A 22380-nucleotide genomic window follows, 5' to 3' on the forward strand; every position below is an offset into this window, starting at 1 on the left:
CAAACCAATGACCGCTACGGGAGCAAAAAATAAAGCAGCCGAGCAGCAAGAGCTGGATGAACGTTTTGTATACAAAGATGATGATGTCATCGATAAGGCTTTTGACTGGAAGCAATTCACCAGACTGTTCGGGTACATGAAGCCTTATGCAAAGCAGATGCTTCCATTGGTGTCCATCATGATGATTCTGGGAACCATCACGAAGTTGACCGTCCCGTTCCTAACAAGTTTAGCCATTGACCGTGCAATTGCGCCAAAGGTAGGGAATCCCAGCTTATCACTGCTTTATTCGCTTACAGCAGGGGTAATCGTCTTATATCTGATTCAATGGATTGCGGGAGTGTACCGGATTAAATATACGAACATCATAGGCCAAAGAGTGATTTATGATTTGCGCTCAGATTTGTTCAAGCATATTCAGAAGCTCTCCTTTAACTTCTTTGATAAACGTCCGGCAGGCTCGGTATTAGTACGGGTAACCAATGATATCAACTCTCTGCAGGATCTGTTCACAAACGGGGTTGTCAATCTGATGATTGACTGCGTGCAGCTTATGGGGATTACCATTATTCTGCTAGTGATTAACTGGAAGCTAGGTCTTGCAGTAATGGTTACGGTTCCTATTATGTTCTTTGTTTCAACTAAGCTGCGCCAAAAGATTCGGATCGCTTGGCAGGATGTGCGGATGAAGAACTCCAGAATTAATTCTCATTTAAATGAATCGATTCAGGGAATCAGAGTCACACAAGCCTACACCCAAGAACAAGAAAATATGAATTATTTCGATGTTATGAATACCGACAGCAAAAAATCCTGGAACAAAGCCTCTGCGATGAACCAGGCGTTCGGTCCGATTATTGAGGTCACAGGTGGTTTTGGAACAATGATCCTCTTTTGGCTGGGGGCTTATCTGATCCAATCTGGAGAACTCACAGTAGGTATGCTGGTAGCATTCAGTTCTTATGTCAGCAACTTCTGGGACCCGATTAATCGCCTTGGGCAGATGTACAATCAGCTGCTTGTGGCAATGGCTTCCTCGGAACGGATCTTTGAATATTTGGATGAGCAACCGGCGGTGCAAGATAATCCTGGTGCTAAGCCAATGGGAACGATTCGTGGGGATATTAACTTTGAAAAGGTCATTTTTGAATATGAAAAAGGCCGGGCTGCACTAAAAGGTATTGATCTGGATGTAAAAGCAGGACAGTCGATCGCGCTCGTAGGTCATACAGGTTCTGGTAAAAGTACGATCATTAACCTGATTGGCCGATTCTATGATATTAAGAGCGGCCGAATCACGATAGACGGTGAAGATATCCGCGGAGTTACATTAGACAGCCTGCGAAGGCAGATCGGAATCGTGCTGCAAGATACCTTTATTTTCTCGGGAACGATTCGGGATAATATCCGTTTTGGCCGTCTGGAGGCTACAGATGAAGAAGTGGAAAATGCCGCAAAAGCCGTGGATGCCCATGACTTTATCATGAAGCTGCCCGGAGGGTATGAGACTGAGGTGGAAGAGCGCGGCAGCGCATTGTCGATGGGACAACGTCAGCTGCTCTCCTTCGCCCGGGCGCTTTTGGCAAATCCGCGGATACTAATCCTGGATGAGGCAACTGCCAGCATTGATACGGAGACGGAGCTGAAGATCCAGGAGGCACTCAAAATCCTGCTTCAAGGCCGAACCTCCTTTATCGTAGCGCACAGACTCTCTACCATCCGTCATGCGGATAAAATAGTCGTCCTCGATCACGGAGAGATTAAAGAAGAAGGAAACCATCATGAATTGACATCCCGTGATGGGGTATACAACGGTCTGATCGAAGCGCAATTCCGCTTCCTATAGACCGACAGAACAGAACAGAACAGAACAGAAGAGAACACGACAGAACACAACAACAGCTCATTCCCTTTGCTTAGGCAAATGGGGGTGAGCTGTTTTTATAGGGATATAGGATGTAGAAAATAATGGTTGGTAGATCAGAGAAGAACGGAAGAACGGAAGAACGGAAGAACGGAAGAACGAAAGAACGGAAGAACGGAAGAACGGAAGAACGGCAGAACAGCAGAACGGCAGAACAGCAGAACGGCAGAATGTCAGAACGGAAGAACAGCAGAACAGCAGAATGGCAGAATGGCAGAATGGCAGAACGGAAGAATGGAAGAACAGCAGAACAGCAGAACAGCAGAACAGCAGAATGGCAGAACGGAAGAACGGAAGAACGGCAGAACAGCAGGACGGCAGAAAATAATATAGCAGGGTAAGATTTCTATTCAGTTACTTAGGGCGTTTGGATACCCTGCCCGTCACACGCAGCTCAAACATTTGTGCACAAATATCTTGATGCCATTGTAGATCAGCTGTCTGTTCCGCTAATAGGATTTCATTTTGTAATCGGGCCATCTCATAGCAGTAGGTAGCGTTAATTTGCAGGCACTGCTGTTGCTCCGTTTCCTCAGCAGCAGTAAGCTGCCGTCTACGGCTTAGGGTGAACAACTCGGCAAGGCGTTCATGGACAGGAAGCATGCTTTTTTCCTCCTACAGCATTTTAAAACCACATATTAGTCTCGCCATGAGAAGAGAAATTCAAACGTTACGTCAGATAATGAAATTGAGGGGCCTTACTATGTTGAGGGTAGAAGGAACTATCTTCGAAGTCAGAAGGAAACAATAGAGGTGAGAGAGGTGAGAGAGGTGAGAGAGGTGAGAGAGGTGAAAATCGAGGAATGTTTAGGAGTAATCTGGAAACCAATCTTTAGTTGCAGTTTGTACAATAGAAACCATCATTCTCGTTATAAAAATACTGTTAATTGCACTTTGTGCAGCTATTTTCGAGAAATGTGCTTATAAAGAGCATTTTCCTTAATTCTAGTTGCACAAAGTACAACTAAATCACAATTCAGCTCGCTAGACGTGGATTTAGTTGCACAAAGTACAACTAAATCACAATTCAGCTCGCTAGACGTGGATTTAGTTGCACAAAGTACAACTAAATCACAATTCAGCTCGCTAGACGTGGATTTAGTTGCACAAAGTACAACTAAATCACAATTCAGCTCGCTAGACGTGGATTTAGTTGCACAAAGTACAACTAAATCACAATTCAGCTCGCTAGACGTGGATTTAGTTGCACAAAGTACAACTAAATCACAATTCAGCTCGCAAGACGTGGATTTAGTTGCACAAAGTACAACTAAATCACAATTCAGCTCGCAAGACGTGGATTAGTTGCACAAAGTACAACTAAATCACAATTCAGCTCGCAAGACGTGGATACTGTTGCACAAAGTACAACTAAATCACAATTCAGCCTGGTAGACGTGGGTTCTGTTGCACAAAGTACAACTAAAAAATCCCCCGTAGTCAAACCGGGGGATTTAGTGTACGAACAGCAGCTCTTAACCTTCTGCTAAGCAACGCAGGACCTCAAGAAACGCCCTAGTCCATGTAGATTTCCACAATCGTAACGTTACGTTCGCGGGCTAGATCGACAAATAATCCATCGATCTTTACCAGCGGACGGAAAATATCAACTGGATTGTTCATGATAATCACACCTGTATCACCCGTGTTCAGTAATACTCGCTTGCCGATAAAGTTGGGCATTAAATGCTGTATAAAGGCTTGAACCGTTCTGCCGTTCAGCTTACCAAAGCTGAGGTCATTTAGTTCACGTAGGACAGAAATAAGCTCTTGCTTGGACTGATAGACGCGTTTAGAAGTCATCGCACTATAGATGTCAGCTACAGCAGCAATTTGCGCATAAGGATGAATCTCGGATTTGGTTAGCTTATTAGGATAGCCAGAACCGTCCTCACGTTCATGATGCTGTAGGGCTGCCAAGGCTGTATGTGAGTCATCCATCGAATTGCGGATAATTTCGTAGCCGTACTTAGTATGTAGTTTAACTTCTTCGAATTCTTCCGCGGTTAATTTTCCAGGCTTATTTAATAGAGCAGGTGAGATTCTACATTTTCCAATATCAATTAAATATCCAGCTCGTCCAATCTCATAGCATTCTTGTTTGGAATACCCAAGCCAGATTGCAATATAATAAGAGAGCATACCTACCTGCAAAGAGTGGTTGTAGGTATAATTATCTTCGCGATCGAGCAGAAGCAGCAGGGAGACTACATCCTTTTGCTTGTCCAACGATTGAAGCGAAGGCTGAAGAATGTCGTTAACCACGGATTGGTTAAAGCTTCCTTTTAATAGTGCTTCCATATAAAGATTCTCAAAGCCGTCAATCATGGTATCAAAACTAGTGGTCACCGTCTGAATAATTGAAGGTCTGCTTAATGGGGCAGGTTCTTCCACTAACGTCTGGATATCAACATAATCAACTCCATGCTGCATCAGCTTGGCGATATCATCTATCTGGAGCAGCGATCCCTTTGGTAATACATGCAGACCTCTTGAACTATAAGCGTCTGAGTTGAGGTGATTACCAGGTTTTAGATCCGAGACGTGTACTCTCAATGCCTATGCCACCTTTTATCCGATTTTATCCAGAATATCAACAAAGTGCAGATTTTTCAATGAAAAAGGAGTGAAGATTAATTGTAGAGGGAATCGGCAGCCTTTTGTTGAGAGCCTACCCAGTGCTGGCCTGATTCATTGATGTCTTTTTTCCAGATAGGGACGGTCTGTTTCAGCAGTTCAATGGCCAGACGACTAGCCTCGTAACAGGTATCGCGATGAGGGGTGGAGACAGCAATGATAACGCTTGCTTCCTTAAGACCAACAAGCCCAATGCGGTGGGAAATCGCGCAGCGTGCATTCAAGCGATTCTGTACCTCATCACCAATTTCTTTCAGCTTATTTAAGGCCATAGGAATATAGGCTTCATAGTCTAATGCTGTTGTGCGTTGTTCTCCGGTCATTTCGCGTGTAGTTCCTACAAATAATAGGGATGCTCCATGATTGGCATCGAGGACGGCATCCAGAAGCTTCTCAGCATTTAATGGCAGATCCGTTATGCTATAGAGGCCGTCAGGAGTGCTCTCATATAAAGAACCATTCTCTCCCCCGGAAACGGGAGGGATTAATGCAACTTCGGCAGACTCGGTGATGAGGGCTTCATCAGGTGCATATTCCCGGTCAATAGCGACCAAAGAAGTTCCAATTAGGGATGCTGCATCCGGATAAGAGGTTGAAAGGAGTTCTTTTAACTTCCCAGCGGTTAAGGGATTCTCCGTCGCATGAAAGGTCAGAGAAGATGAACCGATAATCTCAGCCAAACCCGCGAACAGGCGGATTGTGATATGCATACTTATTCACCTCTGAAATATGTTGTAATGTCTACAATATACCATAATGAGCCTGAAAATGTTATGCTAGGCTCTATAAGATCATGCATCGGCTGCGTCATTAAAGAGCGGCTCAACAGGTAGGAGGAATGTTGCTAATGGGGCATGTGCCGCAAAGACTGACCATACTTCATACCAATGATATACATAGCCATTTCGAAATGGTGAGTCCATTGGCAGCAGAAATCGGGAGACAAAGAGCTGCAGCGGGAGAAGAGCCTGTGCTGCTGCTGGATATTGGCGATCATATGGATCGTGCAGCCGTAGAGACAGAAGGAACTATGGGTCAGGCTAACATTGATGTACTTAATTTAACAGGATATGATGCTGTAACCATCGGTAATAATGAGGGGTTAACATTCTCACAGGAGATGTTATCCTCTATTTTCTCCGGGTTACAGTGTCCAGTGGTATGCTGTAATTTTGTGGAGACTGCAACAGGGGAACCTCCCCACTGGATGAAGCGTCATGCCATCTTGGAGAAGGACGGAATCAGAATAGGAGTGACTGGAGCGACAGCGGCATTTACTTCGTTTTATTCCTTGCTGGGCTGGGATGCTCTGGATCCCGAGACAACCCTTCGGGAACAATGCCTTCTTCTAGCTCCTCAGGTGGACATTCTAATCATCCTTTCTCATTTGGGGCTTCCCGCAGATCGAATTCTGGCAGAGCGGCTGGAAGGTGTGCATGCTATTCTAGGTGGACATACACATCATATGCTGGAAGAACCGCTCATGATTAACGGAACAGCTGTATGTGGAGCCGGGAAATTCGGGCGTTACCTCGGGCGGCTTCAATTTGAGCGGAGAGAGGGACAACCTGGATTCAGCCTGGTGGCGGGTGAATGTATTCCGATTGACCCAGGACTGAAGGAAGAGATTGTAGGTCCTGCCGCTACTATTCATTTGGAGCGTGGTCGTGAGGCTCTTCAGCAGACCGTTGCGATCACAGATCGTGAGCTTCCTTTGAATTTGCAGGGAGAATCCCCTTTTGGCAATCTTTTAGCCCAAGCTGTACGTAGATTTACAGGCACTAGTTTGTCGATAGTTAACACAGGTCAGCTTCTAGGACCTTTGCCTGAAGGGGAGGTTACAGCGGGAATGCTGCACGCCCTATGTCCTTCTCCCATTAACACCTGCGTAATCAAGCTGAAAGGCCTAGATATTCGCATAGCTTTGGAGCAGAGTCTTACTGAAGAATTTTATAATAAGGTGATTTTTGGGTATGGCTTTCGCGGGAATTATCTGGGCAGCTTAGCAGTAGATGGGATAAAAATCTTGTACGATCCGCAGAAGATACCGTATGATAACAATATTGCAGTTTTTGTCGAAGGAAACCCGCTGGAGGATGATAAAGAGTATAATGTTGGTACGCTGGACATGTTTACTTTCCGTGCAGGCTATGAGACGATCGCCAATGGGAAGGATCCTGTATTTTTGCTGCCTCATTTTTTACGCGACCTGCTTGGGATGGAATTGCAGCGTCCGGACAGTCTTGATGAATGCATGCTCACTCGGTGGGAGATCAAGTCTGAGTAAACCTGCAGCTCAAAGATATACTTTTTGATTCCATTTAAACAGTGCTAGATTCCCGAAAAATAGGAGGAGATTATGGACACGATTACAGCTATTATTTTAGCAATTGTCGAAGGGATCACTGAATTTATTCCTGTTTCTTCTACAGGACACATGATCTTGACCTCGAAGCTTCTGGGCTTTGATGAGCAGGATTCGATTATGAAGACTTATGAAATCGTTATTCAGCTAGGGGCAATATTGGCGATTGCGCTTGTTTACCGCGAGCGTGTGCTTAATTTGCTGGGCATTGGGCGTAAGAACTCAGGAAGAGGCGGTGTGATGCCGGCGTCTCGTTTGAACTTAATCCATGTAATACTTGGGATTGCCCCAGCACTAGCTGTGGCATTTTTTGCCCGCGATTTTATAAAAAGTCTCTTTGGAGCCACGACTGTTCTTTGGGCGCTTGTCGCCGGCGGGATTCTAATGATTATCGCAGAATGGGTAAACAGACGCAAAATTAGAATTACAGCGCATGAGCTGGACGATCTTTCTTACGGACAGGCGCTGGCTATCGGGATGTATCAGATTATTTCAGTGCTGTGGCCAGGATTTTCCCGTTCGGGATCTACGATCTCCGGAGGGATGTTAAGTGGGGTTAGTTATAAAGCTTCTGCGGATTTCTCCTTCCTTATAGCCATTCCTATTATGTGTGCGGCTTCCGGATATGAAATGTTGGATTCTTATAAGAACTTTACTAGTGAAACGATTGGCTATTTTGTAATTGGATTTCTGATTTCTTTTGTAGTGGCTTATGTAGTGGTTATTTTGTTTATGAAATTGATTCAAAAGATTAGATTGACGCATTTCGCGATCTACAGATTTATTCTTGCTGCTATATTCTGGTTGTTTATTATGCGTTAATGCCCATAGGCAAAGACCTAGACACACCCGATGTTCTTCATGGTGCACCTGTCTGATCTCTACATAAACGGTATAGACAAAGCGTGTGACCCAAGGATTTCAAAACAGAATAGCATTTTACCGTTAAAGGCAGGAGTGAGCTAAGTGCGTTTAGTATCCGTGAATCAGCTTCAAGCAGGCATGAAATTAGGTAAAAAAATATATAATGATGAAGGTCTAACTCTCCTCGCGGATGGGGTGGAGCTTACTGATGCATTGATCAAGAGGCTTTCAAGAATTGACATCGGTTATATTTACATAGAGGACTCTGTCACGGACGATGTTGAGATTATAGGTATGCTTCAAGATGAGACACGTAATCAGGCACTGAAGGTGATTCGTAATCAGTTTCAGCAAATGACAGGCGCTTCAGGAATAAGCAAGGGATTCTACCATCTGGATAAAAAATTCTCAAAGATCATGGATAGCATCCTGGATGATTTGTCTTTACAAGAAGATCCGATGATCATGCTGCTTGATATGCACACCGCTGATAACTACTTGTACGTCCATTCCCTGAATGTCTGCTTGTACACTTTGGTGCTTGGCATTGCGCATGGGTACAGCAAAGAGGAGCTTCGAGTGATTGGTCTGGGTGCGCTGCTGCATGATATTGGCAAGACCCAAGTCCCGATAAAAATCATTCAAAAACCTGGTAAGCTCAGTGAAGATGAATTTCGCCATATGCAGGCACACACCGAGATCGGGTATCAGATTCTCAAGGAAGAACCGAATATCCCGCTGCTCGCGGCTCATTGTGCGCTTCAGCATCATGAACGCATTGACGGATCCGGATATCCGCGGGGATTAAAAGGACCTCAAATTCATGAATATGCCAAATGGTTGGGCGTGGCTGATTCCTACGATGCCATGACCTCCAACCGGGTCTACAAAAAGGCTATGCTGCCACATCAAGCCGTTGAGGCGCTTTATGTAGGTTCTGGTACATTGTATGAGCAGAAGCAGCTAGAGTTATTTAGAGATCGTGTGGCTATCTATCCTCTTGGTCTTACGGTGAAGCTCAGTACGGGTGAAAGTGGAGTTGTTGTCAAAATAGACCCAAGTACGCCTCACAGACCGATTGTACGTGTGCTTACAGGGCCTGAAGGAGAAAAAGTCGTACCGTTCGAAAGGGATCTAGGAAAAGCCCTCTCCGTTGTTATCGTTGACGTCGCAGATCAAGGCGATTCTGTGGGAACGCCAAAATATTTATCATAGCAGCGAAGAGAGAAGATTAGGCTTGTCCGCATAACTCGCGGAAGCCTATTTTTCGTCTCGCTGCTATTATTTTTTACAGTGAAAAAGCTTGTAAGGACAGTCTGAAAGACATCCGAAGTGCAGTTTTTCTGACTAACGTGGTATGATATAGGATAAGACACCGTTCAATCTTCATGATTATGGGTTAATAATAGGAATAAGATTTAAAGGAGCTAGTACAAATGAATGTTTTAAGACCATTAACATCTTCACCGAAGGAGCTGTCGCCAAGCTACGATCCGTGGGATCCCATTACTTCTTTACGTAAGCATGGACGCCATGTGCTAACGAGTGTGGAATTCACAGTAACCAATTTATGTAATATGCGGTGTGAACACTGTGCGGTAGGTGATAGTTTAACCTCTAGAGAAGGGGATATGCTGCCGCTTAAAAATATGTTGGACCGTTTAGATGAAGTAGAGCATCTGGAGACGATTAGTATTACTGGCGGAGAGCCTATGTTCTTGGCTGGTACGGTGGATAATATCATAGTGCCGCTCTTAAAGTATGCCAAAGAGCGGGGGATTAGATCGCAAATTAATTCTAATCTGACGATGCCGTATGCTCGATATGAAAAGCTGCTTCCGTATTTGGACGTTATGCATATTTCTTTTAATTATGTGAACGGAGACGATTTTCATGAAGTTGGTTTTGCCAACAGCGGGCATGCAGTTTCAAAAGAAAGTGCATATCGGTTATATAATGCAATGATTGAGAATTCTCGACGGCTAAGTGAGGATGGTATGCTAATTTCTGCGGAAACTATGATTAATTACCGTACACATACTAAGCTGCCTGAAATTCATAAGTTGATTCTCGATATGGGCGCCAAACGGCATGAGGTACATCCTATGTACAACTCCAGTTTTGCTTCGGCTTTGCCAGTGTTGTCCTTGAATGAAATGCGGACGGCAATCCATAAACTACTGGATACCCGTGATCCGGAGATTTGGATGCTGTTTGGGACCCTTCCGTTTTTTGCTTGCAGCTTCCTGGAAGAAGATCAGAAGCTGATAAGCAGAATGCGCGCCGAGAAGAATGTTACCCTTCGCAATGATCCGGATGGCCGGAATCGAGTGAACGTAAACATGTTTACTGGCGATGTTTTTGTTACAGATTTCGCTGATATCGCAGCCTTTGGCAACATCGAGAACCAAAAGCTGGATGATATATTTATCGATTGGCAGACTAAACACCCGCTGAACCAAAAGGTGAACTGCCACTGCGATGCAGCAGGCTGCTGCGGACCTAATCTGTTAGTGGCTGATATGTATTATCCGGAAGTTGACTTCAAAACTAGAAAAGCGATCAATCTGTAGAAATGAGGCGTTGTTAAGTGGTGCATACGGAATTTGAAGTAGGGAGATTATTGCTTAATCTTTTGCTGGTTCTGGTGCTCGTATTATTGAACGGTATTTTTGTAGCAGCGGAATTTTCATTAGTTAAGGTCAGGCAGTCCCGCCTGACCCAACTTGTCAGTGAAGGTAATAAAATGGCTGGATATGCTCTGAAAGTAAATAAGAGACTGGATTCCTATTTATCCGCCACTCAGTTTGGGATAACACTTGCGTCGCTGGGCTTAGGTTGGGTTGGAGAGCCTGCGATTTCTGAGTTGTTGGTCGAACCTTTAATGTACCAGATGGGGATCACCGATCATACCCTGATTTCTACCGTATCTGTGATTATTGGATTTTCGATCATTACATTTTTACATATTGTACTTGGGGAGCTTGCTCCTAAATCGCTCGCGATTCAAAGAACAGAAGGTTCGGCACTGTTGTTATCTGCACCCCTGATGTTCTTCTATAATGTGTTCATGCCTTTTATCTGGGTGCTGAACGCTTCAGCCAACGCGTTGCTTCGGTTAGTCGGTGTGGAGCCTGCAAATGAAAGTGAAGCAGCACACTCGGAAGAGGAAATACGTATTCTGATGAATCAGAGCGCCAAGAGTGGTGTCATTGACAAAGATGAAATGAAACTAATGGATAATATCTTTGAATTCTCAGATCTGCTTGCACGTGAAGTCATGCTGCCTCGTACAGATATGGATGTGCTTTACAGCAATCTTTCGTTAGAAGAAAATATGAAGATTATTACCGAAACGAGACATTCGCGTTATCCGGTTGCCCTGGAAGATAAAGACCGTATTATCGGTTTTATTCATATTACCGACCTGTTGTTTGCTCCCCCGGAGCAGCAGAATGACCTTACAACTCTGGTTCGGCCTATCCTTAACGTTCCGGAATCGATGGAGATCAGCCATACTCTTCGTTTTATGCAGAAGAATAAGGCTCAGCTGACGTTAGTTGTCGATGAATATGGCGGCACAGCAGGTTTGCTGACAGCAGAAGAGATTTTGGAAGAAATCGTAGGTGATTTACATGACGAGTTCGAAGATGAGCGTCCAAGTGTGGAACATAATGGGGAGTATATCTCTGTTGAGGGCCGGATGCTGATTGAGGATGTCAACGATCTTACGGGTGTTGTGATTGAAGACGATGAGGTGGATTCCATCGGCGGTTGGTTGTTTAAGGAGCTGGAGGGTAATCCAACCAAAGGAAAACGTGTCAAAGTAGAAGATGTTATTTTTGAAGTCGAGGAATCAACAAGATTGCGTATCACTAGAATTAATATCCACCGGGAACCACGTGTCGAGGACGAAGAAACCTCATCAGAACTGAATGAGGATAAAGAATAACCTATTAAAAATTGTAACGTATTGTTCCGGTTGATCAGGGATATAATGAACTCCTCCTGCAAGAGCTGTATGGCTCATGACAGGGGGAGTTTTTTGTGGACACATAAAGGACATAACGCTCGTCTATGCTAATGTATATTAATTGTTTGAAAGCGGGGTCTAGATTGAAAAAGAAACTTCTTCTCGTTGAGGATGAAATTCGTATTCGTGAACTGGTATCTGATTATTTCTTACAGAATGATTGGGAGGTACTTGAAGCGGATAATGGAAGAGATGCATTGGTTTGGTTTGATTCACTGCTGCCGGATCTGCTGATTCTGGATATCATGATGCCTGCTATGAATGGCTTCGAAGTGTGCCGTGAAGTTCGTGAGAAATCAGCGGTACCCATCATTTTGTTAACCGCCAAGTCTACAGATGACGACAAAATCTACGGTTTTGAATTAGGAGCCGATGATTATGTTACAAAACCATTTAGTCCAAAGGTGCTAGTAGCCCGGGCAAATGCACTTATGAAACGGGTTGAAGGCACCCATCAGCCTGAATCTAGCATAATAAAATTTGGTTCCGCGATGTTTAATACCTTGGCTCATCGGTTGGAGGTAGAAGATGCGGAAGTGGAGCTTACCCCTAAGGAATATGATCTTTTATGGCTTTTAATACGAAATAAAGGGATTGTTATTTCAAGGGATACGATCCTCAGTCGGATCTGGGGAATTGAATTTGAAGGAGATTCCAGAGTTGTGGACAGTCATATCAAAAAGCTGCGAAGTAAATTGGGTTATGAATCACGTTTTATTCGTACGGTAATTGGCACAGGATACATGTTCGAGGAAGAGGCATGAGAAGACGGGGAATTACTTTTAAACTGTTTGTGATGACCGTTATCTTTTTCCTTTGCTTCTATGGCATGGTGATTCTAAGCCAATTGCTGTTGTTTGACAATTTCTATCAGAAGCAAAAAGAGCACCGTGTGGAGAAACACCTTAAGAGCTTTGCGGCAAGATATATTAGCGAACCATGGGGAAGCACTAGAACCTCTCAGGAGCTTGTCCGGTTTATGCTGCGGAATAAAACACAAATGGTTATTTTGAAGCTGGATGGAAGGATGAATTCAGAAGATCCATTTCATATAAAGCTAATCGATGATGACGGGAAGAGTATGGTTGTTTCTTTATCCCTATTCATGAATCAGTACGGAGATTCACTGAGAGCAGCAAACATTAAAGTAGATGATCAGTTGAGCGTGGAAGGCGAACTTCTGGATGAAGACAGTGCTTCACCCGTTATACTCTACCCCATAAGCATTACAAAAAAAGGGGGCGGAACCATAGGGGAGACGGGAGAGACTGGGACGATTCATGCATCTGGTACTGTTGCAGAAGTTGTACTGCCTGATTTAAAAATATGGAATCCACGCCAGGGAATAATGTTTGAAGCTCTTGAGGAATGGTTTCCTTTGACATCAGCGCAGATAGAAGACTTTAAAAATTTGAAAATACAGAAACGAGACTGGGTTGCTCCCTGGAGTGGGAGTCGCAATTCTGTGGTTATTCTGCCCTTGAAGCAAAGTAACGGAGAAATTGAATTACTATTCACAGTCACTTCATTACAGGAAGTTAAGGATTCGAACGATGCGTTACGCTGGTTCTTCTTATATCTGGGAATGGGTGGCTTTGTCCTGATTCTGGTGCTTTCTCTCTTTTTCTCGAAAATGGTAACGCGTCCGCTAATTAAGTTAAACAAGATAGCAAAACGGATGGTTTCTCTGGACTTTACAGGGGACACATCGATTCGGCAGAAGGATGAGCTAGGCAGCCTTTCTAACAGCATGTTCACCTTATCACTAAGTCTGGACTCTGCTTTACGGGAGTTAAGAGAGGCCAATCAGCAGCTAGTTGAGGATATGGAACAGAAGCAAAGAATGGAGATCATGCAGCAGGACTTTTTTGCCAACGCCTCCCATGAATTGAAGACGCCCCTCAGTATTATCAAAGGTTTTGCTGAAGGCTTGGAAGACGGCGTTAGCGCCGGCAAGCAGGATCACTACATTAAAGTGATTATTGAGGAAGCCGATAAAATGGAGTTTCTTGTTAAAAATATGCTAGATCTAGCGCGGTTGGAGTCGGGCACGATTAAACTACGGAAATCTTCCTTTATGTTAAGTGAACTGACGGAAAAGGTGACGGACAAGCTGGTCCACTTGCTGAGTGAAAAACATTTGGAGGCCATCATTATTCCTGCAAATGAATTACCAATTTATGCTGATATGAACTGGATCGAACAAGTTGTGCTAAATTTTATGACCAATGCTATTAGGCATGCGGAAGAACGAAGTTCTATCACCGTCAATATTGAGAGTCATGCCCAGACTATTGTATTCACTATTCAAAATATAGGAGAATCAATCCCTGAAGATCAGCTGGAGCAGATCTGGGAACGGTTCTATCGGTCTGAGCCATCCCGCAGTCGAATGACAGGCGGTACGGGTCTTGGGCTTTCCATCGCGAAGCGAATACTAGATATGCACGCTTGTCTCTATACAGTGAAAAATACGAAGAACGGTGTCAGCTTTACAGTGACCTTTGAAGGTTAAACCGAATCAACAGAAATACTGCTATGAAAGGGGTGAAATTGTATGAAATTGAACTGGTTGCCTTCAACGTGCACACTCGGAAATTTGGGACTAGGATCACTATCCTTGTATTTTACGATTCAAGAACGATATAGCCTAGCTTTATTAATGATAATGCTCGCGGCAATATGTGATGTACTGGATGGATTACTGGCAAGAATATTGCAATGTACTAGTGAATTCGGTAAACAATTGGACTCATTGGCGGATATTATATCATTTGGTTTAGCGCCTACCTTCCTTATCTTGTTATATAGGTTAGAAGATGCCGACTGGATTGGACCTGCAGCTGCAGTTTTCTTTTTGATTTGTGGCGCACTTCGTTTGGCCAGATTTAATCTGTCGGCGCCTTCCAAAGGGTTCGTGGGGATGCCCATTACTGCTGCTGGAGTCATTCTGTCGATGATTTCTTTACTAGATGAACGGATGAAACCAGGACTGGTCATCGGATTAATGGCATTGCTGTCCGTAATGATGATCAGCCGTATCCCATTTCCGTCCCTTAAAAAATCCTTCAACAGGAAGTGATACACCCATGCCTTGGATTATAGAGTTCATTTCACAATACGGATATTTAGCCATATTTGGCCTTATGGCACTTGGGATTATCGGACTTCCTGTGCCTGATGAGGTGTTAATGCTGTTTGTAGGCTATTTATCCTCCGTTATGGTTTTGGATTTTTCACTTTCCGTATTGGTTTGCTTTATGGGATCCATCACAGGAATGCTTATCAGCTATACCATTGGTCTAAGGCTAGGACAACCTGTGGTAGCAAAATTCGGCAAGTGGGTTGGCCTTACACCCAAGCGTTTTGCCAGTATGAAAAGATGGTTTTTGCGGTTCGGAAACTGGGCGATTTTCATTGCTTATTTTATTCCCGGTCTGAGGCATGTATCAAGCTATATCTCTGGTATCAGTGCTATGTCTTTCAAAAAATATATACTAATAACGACTGCAGGAGCGCTAACCTGGTCACTTCTTTTTGTTTCTATCGGCTTTTTTGTGGGGGCTAAGTTTTCCTTTTTATAGCCTTTGAAGTTTAACATTATTAATCGCAATTGAATGGAGCAAGATCAATGAATGTATTCAAGCGATTCTACACGAATATTACTACCAGACGCTTTTTTATTCTCGCACTTATCGGGTTGCTGCTGTACATGGTTCGAGGGATGCTTAATCTGGTGCTGCTGACGTTTCTGATTGCTTTTGTCATGAACAGCTTTCAGATTGTGCTCAGTAAGCGAATTGGTAAATTTATGAAGGTTAACAGTAAGGTGATTATTGTCATTTTATACCTTGCTTTAATCGCATTGATTGTACTGGCCCTTGCAAAATATCTTCCTAAAGTATTAGAGCAGATTAAGCAATTAGCCATCTTCCTCACCAATCTCAAGTCAGAGGACCTTCCGCAGAACAAGATTACATTATATTTGTATGATATGCTCAGGGACCTTAACTATCAGTCCTATATCAAAAGAGGCATCGATTATGTGCTGCAGGTTAGCAACTGGGGTGCAACTTTCGTAGTATCAACCATTCTAAGCTTTGTGTTTATTCTGGAGAAGAACCGGGTCGTCAGTTTCACTTCTAGGATGAGAGAGAGCAGGATTGCCTGGTTTTATATAGATCTGGAGTATTTCAGCCGAAAATTCATCGTTTCCTTTGGGAAAGTAATTGAAGCGCAAATTCTCATTGCCATGTTCAACACCTGTCTTACTGTTATTGGCTTGTGGCTGCTTAACTTCCCGTATTTATTTGCCCTAGCGATTTTGATTTTTCTGCTCAGTCTCATCCCGGTGGTTGGTTTTTTGATTTCGCTCATTCCGCTTTTAATAATTGGTTACAACATCGGCGGTCTGATGACAGTTACTTATGTGCTGGCGATTATTGCGGTGTTGCATTTTATCGAAGGCTATTTCTTGAATCCTAAGTTGATGTCCACAAAAATGAATTTGCCGATGTTTTTCACCTTTAGCGTGTTGTTGTTCTCTGAGCATTATATGGGTGTCTGGGGACTTATTCTTGGTATTCCTATCTTTGTATTTATGTTGGATATCCTTGAAATTACCCACGAAGATTCGTTCAAAAGAGCGAAGCTCTAAGCTGAATACTAAAAAAACCAAGTTATAAGCTGTTTTCGGTACTTTTCCGGAGACAGCTTATTTGTCATGCACATTGCACAAAAAAAATTGCTAATGGGCTTTTTTTGTGAATAACGTTTTATATTGTGTCCTGCTGTCATAAGTTAGCTAAGGGAGTAATGTTCAGAGTCTTTAAAGAAGGAATAGGAACAAAGGAGGTACAAAAAAGATGGAATCACAGCTGCGGAGGTATACCCCCTTTAGGGGCCCGTTTGATCCTTGCCCACCGGTGCCGTTCAAGACGTATGTAGTTCCACCCAATCAATTTATCACCTTTCAGCCGCCCGATTTGCCACAGTTTAGTTTGCAGGAGGCTCTGAAGTATGGAACGCTCTGGCCAGCACTATTTAGTCCGTATGAATCCAAGTGCAAAGGAGGAGGGAAATAGACTATGGAGGCAAATCCTTGCGACCAACGTTATTATGAATTGCTTGAACAGTTGCAGACCCTTGATTTTGCCTTAGTGGAGTTGAACTTATACCTAAATACGCATCCTGACGATCTGAGAAGTATTGAACAATTTAATCAGCTTACGCTGGAACGAACTAAGCTAGCGAATCATTTTCAGGAGTTATATGGTCCGCTGCAGAATTTTGGCCGCGCTTATTCTAAATGTCCATGGGAATGGAATCAACCCCCTTGGCCTTGGCAGGTGTAAGAGGAGTATAACCGTAAGGAACTATTTTTCTAGAGGAGGGAAGTTCCCGAATGTGGATATACGAAAAAAAACTGCAATATCCGGTACGGGTGGGTAAATGTGATGTCCGGATGGCGCGTTATTTGAGTGAGCAATACGGAGGCGCAGATGGCGAGCTCGCCGCTGCACTACGCTATATGAATCAAAGATACACGATTCCAGATAAAGTTATTGGCGTGTTGAACGATATTTCTACTGAGGAATTTGCTCACCTTGAGATGATTGCCACGATGATCTACAAGCTGACGAAGGATGCTTCGGTATGCGAATTAGAGGAAGCGGGATTAGGGCCACATTTTGTAGCGCATGATCATGCCCTGTTCTACACGGATGCTAGTGGAGTTCCATTCACCGCAGCCTATATTCAAGCTAAGGGAGATCCGCTGGCAGACCTTTATGAAGACATTGCGGCTGAGGAAAAAGCCCGGGCTACATATCAGTGGCTGATTGACATGACGGATGACGTGGATCTGCAGGATAGCCTTAAGTTCCTGCGGGAGCGGGAGATTGTGCATGCATTACGGTTTAAGGAAGCGGTGCAGATTATTATTGATGATCGGAATCAGAAGCGGGTGTTCTGACTCAAGAAGAAGTCGCCATTTTGGCGGCTTTTTTATTTTTCTATTAGATAGTTACTTGGTTGGTTAAAATTTACTGTGTTAATATTAGCGAATATAACTAGAGGAGGAAAATTATTGAAAAGTAAAAGAATTTATACCTTATTAGTATTAATACCTGTATTTCTTGTACTGGCAGTTTGCAGCAGTGGTAATGCTAAGGTCTATAAGATGGAGCCCGATACTTTCTCAAAACAGGATATGGCCATTTACAAGGTAGATAACAGCAGGGAAAGAGTCAGCTATGGCATGAGTCGTAAGAATGCGGAGAAGGTTCTGGGGACTGGAAATGAAGGAATTTCCAATTGGTATACATATGATTCAGGAGTGAGTGTACTCTACAGATATGATAAGGCTGTAGCCATAACATTGGGAAGAGAATCTCAGGGGGCATATAAAACTGCCCGAGGAGCTGAAGTTGGTACGAACAAAGAGAGAATTAAAGAGTTATATGGAGAGAAATATGCGATAGAGAATGCTTCGGAAAGTATGAAATCTTTTAAATATTTGGAATATTATTACGATACAGAAACAAAGAAACTAGTAAAAGAATATACATCAGATTTTAAATCGCTTTCCAAAAAAGAACTCAGAGCCAAATATCTGCTTTCAACAACCTATGATGAGGACGGAAAGATTGGGTTGATCATACTGGCGGATGCGCAGGCAACTAACACTTTTGAATGATATGGAGATTTATTAATATTCTCTTCCAAAAGGGTACGAACGATGTTAGCAGAGAGATTAGGATTCGGAAATTTGATACAGTTCTGTATTAATTAATTATGGTAGCCACCTATCGGGTTTAAGGAAGCGGGTGTTCTAAGGATTTCTGTGAAAAAGACATTTAAAGCCGTTCTCTTTTATAAGAGAACGGCTTTTTTACGTTAAAAAATATGGAGGCTCCGCAGGAATTGATAGAAGAAATACCCCCCAAAGCCGATTAATACAAAACCTGCGCTGATAGTCACCCATTTAATAGCTGTCCGATTCATTGCTTTTCGTGTGGTGGATACAATCGTCATCAGGCCAATATCATGGAGTAGGATACCAATCAGGATACCTAATCCCACTAGCAAAAAGCTGCCCGTATTAGTACGGTCAAAGGAGTCGGACAATACGGTACCAAAGACACTTACCCAAAATACCAGGTTTCCTGGTGAGATCGCTACTAGCAAACCATTTTTGTAAGAAGAGAACAGCGATTTGGACGTCTTCTCACCTCCAAGGGAAATATCATGATCTGCATTCTTGATGCTGTCATAGCCAACGTAGCACAGGAACAGAGCCCCAACTAGCCACATGATCACTTGTATGATAGGCATGGAAAGAATAGAGGCTAGACCCAGGTATAAGCCTAGAATTAGGAAGAGGTCGATGGTCATTCCCCCGAGGCCAACAATCCAACCATGCATAAAGCCATTTTTCAAGCCTTGTTTGGTCATTTCAATGGTAATGGTACCTACGGGGAGAGCGATGGAGAAGCCGAGCAAAACGTATGTAAGAAATAAAGTCATTAAAATTAAAAGCCCCCTTTATCAAATTAAACGAAAGTATATTTTACACCATGAAGTAATAGGGGGCAATTCTTTTGAGTGAATTTATCTATTACAAATTTGCTCTATAATTTTCGACCGCTCTAATAGAGAGGGTCTTTTTTATTTATTTGAGGATCGCCAGAGATGAATATTAATGGTCTCGATTTTCTTTACCGATGAATTATTGGTCGAAAATTAATATACAATAGTTCATATGATTAAACCATTAAACCCAAAGGGGCAGCTTATGGACAGACAAGAACGCTTAAAAAATCTGGCTGAAGAATTTGGTGAATGCAGTAAAGCTCTTGCAGCCATTGGAGATGAGACACGTCAATCCATCATCATTGCTTTGATTGAAGGTGAAAGTGATTGCGAAAAAGGAATCAGAGTTGGTGAGCTGACACAAAGGACCAATTTATCCCGTCCAGCCGTATCTCATCATTTGAAGGTATTAAAAGAGGCTAATTTGATTGGTTTTGATCAGGAAGGCACCAAAAATTATTATTATTTGGATGTACTTAAAAGTGATATTTTCAGACTCAAAAGGCTGTTTGACCATATTGATGAGTTCATCAAGGATTCTGCAGAATCAGATCCTAAAACTATAAATGATGATGAAGGGTGACATGAGATGAAAAATGTGATTTTGTTAGGTGGAAGTGGTTATATCGGAACACATTTGTCGGAAGAATGGTTAAGAAAAGATCCTCAGGTGCAGATCATCAGCGTATCCCGAAACGGAAAGCCTGGAAAGTTATTACCGAGCCTCGTTAATCACAATCGGATAAAATGGATGTCTGTCGATATTTTTGATATCGATTCTTACATTAGTAAGTTACCTCAACAAGCGGATGCCATCGTTGATTTGGTCGGCACTGCTACAGCAAACAGCAAGGAGGATTTCGAAAAGCTAAATGCTGAGCCGGTAAACATTATGGTTGAGCTTATGAGTAGATTGAACATTCCCAAGGGATGTTATATTTCAGGACGGATGGGAATGCCCTTTAAAAATAAACAATTTCTTGAATCCAAGCATAGAGGAGAGCATATCGCCCTTACAAGCGGCAAAAATATCGGCATTGTAAAACCAAGTCTGGTTTACGGGGATCGTGCTGATGCGGTTGTCATGGTTCCTTTTGTACAAGCCGTAGGTCTTTTCAACAAGGATCTAAAACCCATTAAAGTGAATCAGTTGGCTCAGCAGATTATACAAATATGCATTTAATACTATAATATTAGTGATTTATGGACTAGTATATAAGCGATTAATTGAAAAAAAAGAGCCTCATTAGCTTCGGCTAACAAGGCTCTTAATACTGTCATGAGTTTGGATTTCATTATTTAATTGTTATCTTTATCGGTTTGTTTGATCAGTTCATAAGCGATATACCCGATCATTCCCAAGAACAACCCTGTGCCTGCAATAATGTAAACAATCGTAAATATTTTTCCTAGTGCTGTCTGAGGAACGAACGTTGGATGACCTAATGTACTAAGCGTTGCAACGCAGAAATAAATAGCATCCAGAACAGACAAACCTTCCTGTTTGACATAAAAAATGGTTCCAGACAACAACGTCATCAAAACTAATAAGAATAATGCTTGGAAATTTTTACGTTTGAGCGCTTTCCATAAGCCCGAGAATAAACGTTTTAAAGTTAGTAAAAATGATAACATGCAGCTCCACCCTTCATTTATATTAGAGCATACATAACAAATTAACGTCAAATTTAAAATAGATTTGCAGGAAGAAACTGAGGAGGTTGTGGGGAACTTAAATTTCTAGCATTCAGAGCTGAAACTGGTCACACTCCATTCAAAGCTAGTCTAAGCTATGTTATTATTACCTTATATTTTCCTATAAATAACAAATTATAGAGTTTGGAGGTTTAAGAATGAAAAGTAAGCGTAACTTGATAATGCTGTTATTGTTTGCTTTGACGATTATACTTTCAGGATGTAATGATAAAAAAGCTGCGATATTATCCATGGATGAAATACGAGATCTAGCTCAGCAAGGCGAGGCGTTGTCGTGGAAGGATTTTGAAGGTCATCCCTTTGATGACGTTGGTTCAGGTTTGTACATCCGTAAATATGAAATTAATGAAAACTACCATGTGCTGGTGGGTGGCGGAAGTGTTAATGCAGCTCCTCTGTATATAAATCTTGTCAAAAGAAACGGAGAAAAGATCGATATCCGTTATGATGACATCGATCATTTTATCCTCAATTAAATGAGGGGTTTTTAGGCTATTCAAATCTTATTCCGTTAGATAATTCATCCAGACGCTCCCAGTCGAGTACAATAATTTCTTGCTTAACTTTATATAAAATTCCCATGTCGGTGAGCCGCTGAATGACACGGTTTAAATGGCGGGGAGTAGTCCCAATCAAAGAGGCTATATCTGGGATATAGGGTGTCTGAATTTCTTTTCCAAACTCACGTTGGAGTTGAATGGTCAATAAATAACTTGCAAACCTTTCTTCTACAGAGCCCAGCAAGTTCGTTCGGGATGCGGATGTGCAGGTAAGAAGCTTGTAGGAGAGATGTTTCAGCAACAAGTCTTTAAACCTGTGGTTATCCATTAGGTCAGACTCAACCTTTTGTTTCGGGATAAATAAGAGGCTGGTTTGTTGTACCGCTTCAACTTGGGATTGGATCACAACTTCCTGCACGTATTCAATATCCCCGAATAATGACAAGGGTGAGCAGAAACGTAATAACAAGGATTTTCCCGTCCCCACACTAGAAGAAACCTTGGTACGCCCCTCCACTTGAAAATAAATTCCGTCCAGCTCATCCCCCTCACGCAAAATGATTTCATTCTGCTCATAGACAAGTAACTGGATTAAAGCATGTGTTGACGTTGTGAATACTTGGTCTAGATTAAATTGTGTAATGTAATGTGATATCAGATTTGGATCGTGAATAGATTTCATCGTTTACTCCTTTTTGGACATCGGTCCTTTCCATTATATCTGAACTCGTTATTATAGAGAAAAAAG

General features: G+C 42.6%; 25 protein-coding genes. 19 read left to right on the forward strand and 6 right to left on the reverse strand.

Annotated features, from left to right (window positions below; all coding sequences use genetic code 11):
- The first annotated feature begins 7 nt into the window (after window positions 1-7).
- Both NST40_RS08645 and NST40_RS08650 read left to right on the forward strand, forming a co-directional pair.
- Window positions 8-1846 (forward strand): ABC transporter ATP-binding protein, encoded by a 1839-nt coding sequence (locus NST40_RS08645; protein ID WP_036684176.1) that lies wholly within the window; start codon window positions 8-10, stop codon window positions 1844-1846.
- 122 nt (window positions 1847-1968) lie between these two features.
- Window positions 1969-2265 carry a hypothetical protein gene (locus tag NST40_RS08650; protein ID WP_076277535.1) on the forward strand — a complete coding sequence of 99 codons (297 nt, stop codon included), beginning with the start codon at window positions 1969-1971 and terminating at the stop codon, window positions 2263-2265.
- Between the two features lie 13 nt (window positions 2266-2278).
- On the opposite strand, the gene NST40_RS08655 is transcribed toward NST40_RS08650, so the two are convergent.
- The 3 genes from NST40_RS08655 to NST40_RS08665 all read right to left on the reverse strand — a co-directional run bounded on the left by NST40_RS08655 (window position 2279) and on the right by NST40_RS08665 (window position 5271).
- Entirely contained in the window at window positions 2279-2527 is a 249-nt protein-coding gene (locus tag NST40_RS08655) for a hypothetical protein (protein WP_076124783.1), read from the reverse strand.
- A gap of 912 nt (window positions 2528-3439) precedes the next feature.
- Window positions 3440-4480: an HD-GYP domain-containing protein gene (locus NST40_RS08660; protein ID WP_076219643.1), complete on the reverse strand. Its 1041-nt coding sequence runs from the start codon at window positions 4478-4480 to the stop codon at window positions 3440-3442.
- Window positions 4481-4557: 77 nt separating this feature from the next.
- Window positions 4558-5271, reverse strand: a complete 714-nt coding sequence (locus NST40_RS08665; RefSeq protein WP_342410593.1) for a molybdenum cofactor biosynthesis protein MoaE — start codon at window positions 5269-5271, stop codon at window positions 4558-4560.
- A 137-nt stretch (window positions 5272-5408) separates the two neighbouring features.
- Here NST40_RS08665 and NST40_RS08670 point away from each other — a divergent pair, with 137 nt between their 5' ends.
- The 14 genes from NST40_RS08670 (at window position 5409) to NST40_RS08735 (ending at window position 18520) form a co-directional block, all read left to right on the forward strand.
- Entirely contained in the window at window positions 5409-6848 is a 1440-nt protein-coding gene (locus NST40_RS08670; RefSeq protein WP_076187091.1) for a bifunctional UDP-sugar hydrolase/5'-nucleotidase, read from the forward strand.
- 72 nt (window positions 6849-6920) lie between these two features.
- Complete coding sequence (locus NST40_RS08675; protein WP_076124791.1) at window positions 6921-7748, forward strand: undecaprenyl-diphosphate phosphatase; 828 nt, start codon at window positions 6921-6923, stop codon at window positions 7746-7748.
- A gap of 144 nt (window positions 7749-7892) precedes the next feature.
- Entirely contained in the window at window positions 7893-9005 is a 1113-nt protein-coding gene (locus NST40_RS08680; protein ID WP_076187093.1) for an HD-GYP domain-containing protein, read from the forward strand.
- Window positions 9006-9226: 221 nt separating this feature from the next.
- On the forward strand, window positions 9227-10363 hold the full coding sequence (gene yfkAB, locus NST40_RS08685; RefSeq protein WP_036684078.1) for a radical SAM/CxCxxxxC motif protein YfkAB: 1137 nt from the start codon (window positions 9227-9229) through the stop codon (window positions 10361-10363).
- A gap of 20 nt (window positions 10364-10383) precedes the next feature.
- The gene (locus NST40_RS08690; RefSeq protein ID WP_076135925.1) at window positions 10384-11742 is read left to right on the forward strand and encodes a hemolysin family protein; all 1359 of its coding nucleotides are present in this window, start codon (window positions 10384-10386) and stop codon (window positions 11740-11742) included.
- Between the two features lie 164 nt (window positions 11743-11906).
- Window positions 11907-12587: a response regulator transcription factor gene (locus tag NST40_RS08695; protein ID WP_341001880.1), complete on the forward strand. Its 681-nt coding sequence runs from the start codon at window positions 11907-11909 to the stop codon at window positions 12585-12587.
- Window positions 12584-14338 (forward strand): HAMP domain-containing sensor histidine kinase, encoded by a 1755-nt coding sequence (locus NST40_RS08700; protein WP_342410594.1) that lies wholly within the window; start codon window positions 12584-12586, stop codon window positions 14336-14338. Before NST40_RS08695 ends, NST40_RS08700 begins: the two co-directional genes overlap by 4 nt.
- Before the next feature lie 42 nt (window positions 14339-14380).
- Complete coding sequence (gene pssA / locus NST40_RS08705) at window positions 14381-14905, forward strand: CDP-diacylglycerol--serine O-phosphatidyltransferase (protein ID WP_076219640.1); 525 nt, start codon at window positions 14381-14383, stop codon at window positions 14903-14905.
- Window positions 14906-14912: 7 nt separating this feature from the next.
- Complete coding sequence (locus NST40_RS08710) at window positions 14913-15407, forward strand: DedA family protein (RefSeq protein WP_076100017.1); 495 nt, start codon at window positions 14913-14915, stop codon at window positions 15405-15407.
- A 47-nt stretch (window positions 15408-15454) separates the two neighbouring features.
- Entirely contained in the window at window positions 15455-16480 is a 1026-nt protein-coding gene (locus NST40_RS08715; RefSeq protein WP_076277533.1) for an AI-2E family transporter, read from the forward strand.
- A 208-nt stretch (window positions 16481-16688) separates the two neighbouring features.
- Complete coding sequence (locus NST40_RS08720) at window positions 16689-16907, forward strand: spore coat associated protein CotJA (protein ID WP_036684070.1); 219 nt, start codon at window positions 16689-16691, stop codon at window positions 16905-16907.
- 3 nt (window positions 16908-16910) lie between these two features.
- Complete coding sequence (locus NST40_RS08725) at window positions 16911-17177, forward strand: spore coat protein CotJB (protein ID WP_036684069.1); 267 nt, start codon at window positions 16911-16913, stop codon at window positions 17175-17177.
- A gap of 50 nt (window positions 17178-17227) precedes the next feature.
- The gene (locus tag NST40_RS08730) at window positions 17228-17797 is read left to right on the forward strand and encodes a manganese catalase family protein (RefSeq protein ID WP_036684067.1); all 570 of its coding nucleotides are present in this window, start codon (window positions 17228-17230) and stop codon (window positions 17795-17797) included.
- Between the two features lie 114 nt (window positions 17798-17911).
- Window positions 17912-18520: a hypothetical protein gene (locus NST40_RS08735; RefSeq protein WP_076219041.1), complete on the forward strand. Its 609-nt coding sequence runs from the start codon at window positions 17912-17914 to the stop codon at window positions 18518-18520.
- 200 nt (window positions 18521-18720) lie between these two features.
- Here the strand turns inward: NST40_RS08735 and NST40_RS08740 are convergent, their stop codons facing one another.
- Entirely contained in the window at window positions 18721-19350 is a 630-nt protein-coding gene (locus tag NST40_RS08740; protein WP_076219042.1) for a LysE family translocator, read from the reverse strand.
- Between the two features lie 268 nt (window positions 19351-19618).
- Between NST40_RS08740 and NST40_RS08745 the strand changes: the two genes are divergently transcribed.
- A complete protein-coding gene (locus NST40_RS08745) occupies window positions 19619-19999 on the forward strand; it encodes a metalloregulator ArsR/SmtB family transcription factor (RefSeq protein ID WP_076135812.1) in 381 nt (126 codons plus the stop codon).
- Window positions 20000-20005: 6 nt separating this feature from the next.
- Complete coding sequence (locus tag NST40_RS08750; RefSeq protein ID WP_076219044.1) at window positions 20006-20599, forward strand: NAD-dependent epimerase/dehydratase family protein; 594 nt, start codon at window positions 20006-20008, stop codon at window positions 20597-20599.
- Window positions 20600-20715: 116 nt separating this feature from the next.
- Here NST40_RS08750 and NST40_RS08755 read toward each other — a convergent pair whose 3' ends face one another.
- On the reverse strand, window positions 20716-21051 hold the full coding sequence (locus tag NST40_RS08755) for a potassium channel family protein (RefSeq protein ID WP_076124810.1): 336 nt from the start codon (window positions 21049-21051) through the stop codon (window positions 20716-20718).
- 218 nt (window positions 21052-21269) lie between these two features.
- On the opposite strand from NST40_RS08755, the gene NST40_RS08760 reads away from it, so the two are divergent.
- The gene (locus NST40_RS08760) at window positions 21270-21608 is read left to right on the forward strand and encodes a hypothetical protein (protein ID WP_076277531.1); all 339 of its coding nucleotides are present in this window, start codon (window positions 21270-21272) and stop codon (window positions 21606-21608) included.
- Between the two features lie 16 nt (window positions 21609-21624).
- Here the strand turns inward: NST40_RS08760 and NST40_RS08765 are convergent, their stop codons facing one another.
- A complete protein-coding gene (locus tag NST40_RS08765; protein ID WP_076277530.1) occupies window positions 21625-22314 on the reverse strand; it encodes a Crp/Fnr family transcriptional regulator in 690 nt (229 codons plus the stop codon).
- Window positions 22315-22380: the final 66 nt, after the last annotated feature.

The sequence above is a fragment of the Paenibacillus sp. FSL R10-2778 genome (genome assembly GCF_038593035.1).
In the GTDB taxonomy this organism is placed as follows: Bacteria; Bacillota; Bacilli; order Paenibacillales; family Paenibacillaceae; genus Paenibacillus_AQ; species Paenibacillus_AQ odorifer.

Bases quoted from the DNA above. Each gene is read 5' to 3' on its own strand.
- NST40_RS08730 (WP_036684067.1), top strand. From the start codon at position 17,228: ATGTGGATATACGAAAAAAAACTGCAATATCCGGTACGGGTGGGTAAA.
- NST40_RS08715 (WP_076277533.1), top strand. From the start codon at position 15,455: ATGAATGTATTCAAGCGATTCTACACGAATATTACTACCAGACGCTTT.
- NST40_RS08645 (WP_036684176.1), top strand. From the start codon at position 8: ATGACCGCTACGGGAGCAAAAAATAAAGCAGCCGAGCAGCAAGAGCTG.
- NST40_RS08655 (WP_076124783.1), bottom strand. From the start codon at position 2,527: ATGCTTCCTGTCCATGAACGCCTTGCCGAGTTGTTCACCCTAAGCCGT.
- NST40_RS08755 (WP_076124810.1), bottom strand. From the start codon at position 21,051: ATGTTATCATTTTTACTAACTTTAAAACGTTTATTCTCGGGCTTATGG.
- NST40_RS08760 (WP_076277531.1), top strand. From the start codon at position 21,270: ATGAAAAGTAAGCGTAACTTGATAATGCTGTTATTGTTTGCTTTGACG.
- NST40_RS08670 (WP_076187091.1), top strand. From the start codon at position 5,409: ATGGGGCATGTGCCGCAAAGACTGACCATACTTCATACCAATGATATA.
- pssA (WP_076219640.1), top strand. From the start codon at position 14,381: ATGAAATTGAACTGGTTGCCTTCAACGTGCACACTCGGAAATTTGGGA.
- NST40_RS08675 (WP_076124791.1), top strand. From the start codon at position 6,921: ATGGACACGATTACAGCTATTATTTTAGCAATTGTCGAAGGGATCACT.
- NST40_RS08765 (WP_076277530.1), bottom strand. From the start codon at position 22,314: ATGAAATCTATTCACGATCCAAATCTGATATCACATTACATTACACAA.
- NST40_RS08720 (WP_036684070.1), top strand. From the start codon at position 16,689: ATGGAATCACAGCTGCGGAGGTATACCCCCTTTAGGGGCCCGTTTGAT.
- NST40_RS08725 (WP_036684069.1), top strand. From the start codon at position 16,911: ATGGAGGCAAATCCTTGCGACCAACGTTATTATGAATTGCTTGAACAG.
- NST40_RS08750 (WP_076219044.1), top strand. From the start codon at position 20,006: ATGAAAAATGTGATTTTGTTAGGTGGAAGTGGTTATATCGGAACACAT.
- NST40_RS08740 (WP_076219042.1), bottom strand. From the start codon at position 19,350: ATGACTTTATTTCTTACATACGTTTTGCTCGGCTTCTCCATCGCTCTC.
- NST40_RS08700 (WP_342410594.1), top strand. From the start codon at position 12,584: ATGAGAAGACGGGGAATTACTTTTAAACTGTTTGTGATGACCGTTATC.
- NST40_RS08745 (WP_076135812.1), top strand. From the start codon at position 19,619: ATGGACAGACAAGAACGCTTAAAAAATCTGGCTGAAGAATTTGGTGAA.
- yfkAB (WP_036684078.1), top strand. From the start codon at position 9,227: ATGAATGTTTTAAGACCATTAACATCTTCACCGAAGGAGCTGTCGCCA.
- NST40_RS08665 (WP_342410593.1), bottom strand. From the start codon at position 5,271: ATGCATATCACAATCCGCCTGTTCGCGGGTTTGGCTGAGATTATCGGT.
- NST40_RS08710 (WP_076100017.1), top strand. From the start codon at position 14,913: ATGCCTTGGATTATAGAGTTCATTTCACAATACGGATATTTAGCCATA.
- NST40_RS08650 (WP_076277535.1), top strand. From the start codon at position 1,969: ATGGTTGGTAGATCAGAGAAGAACGGAAGAACGGAAGAACGGAAGAAC.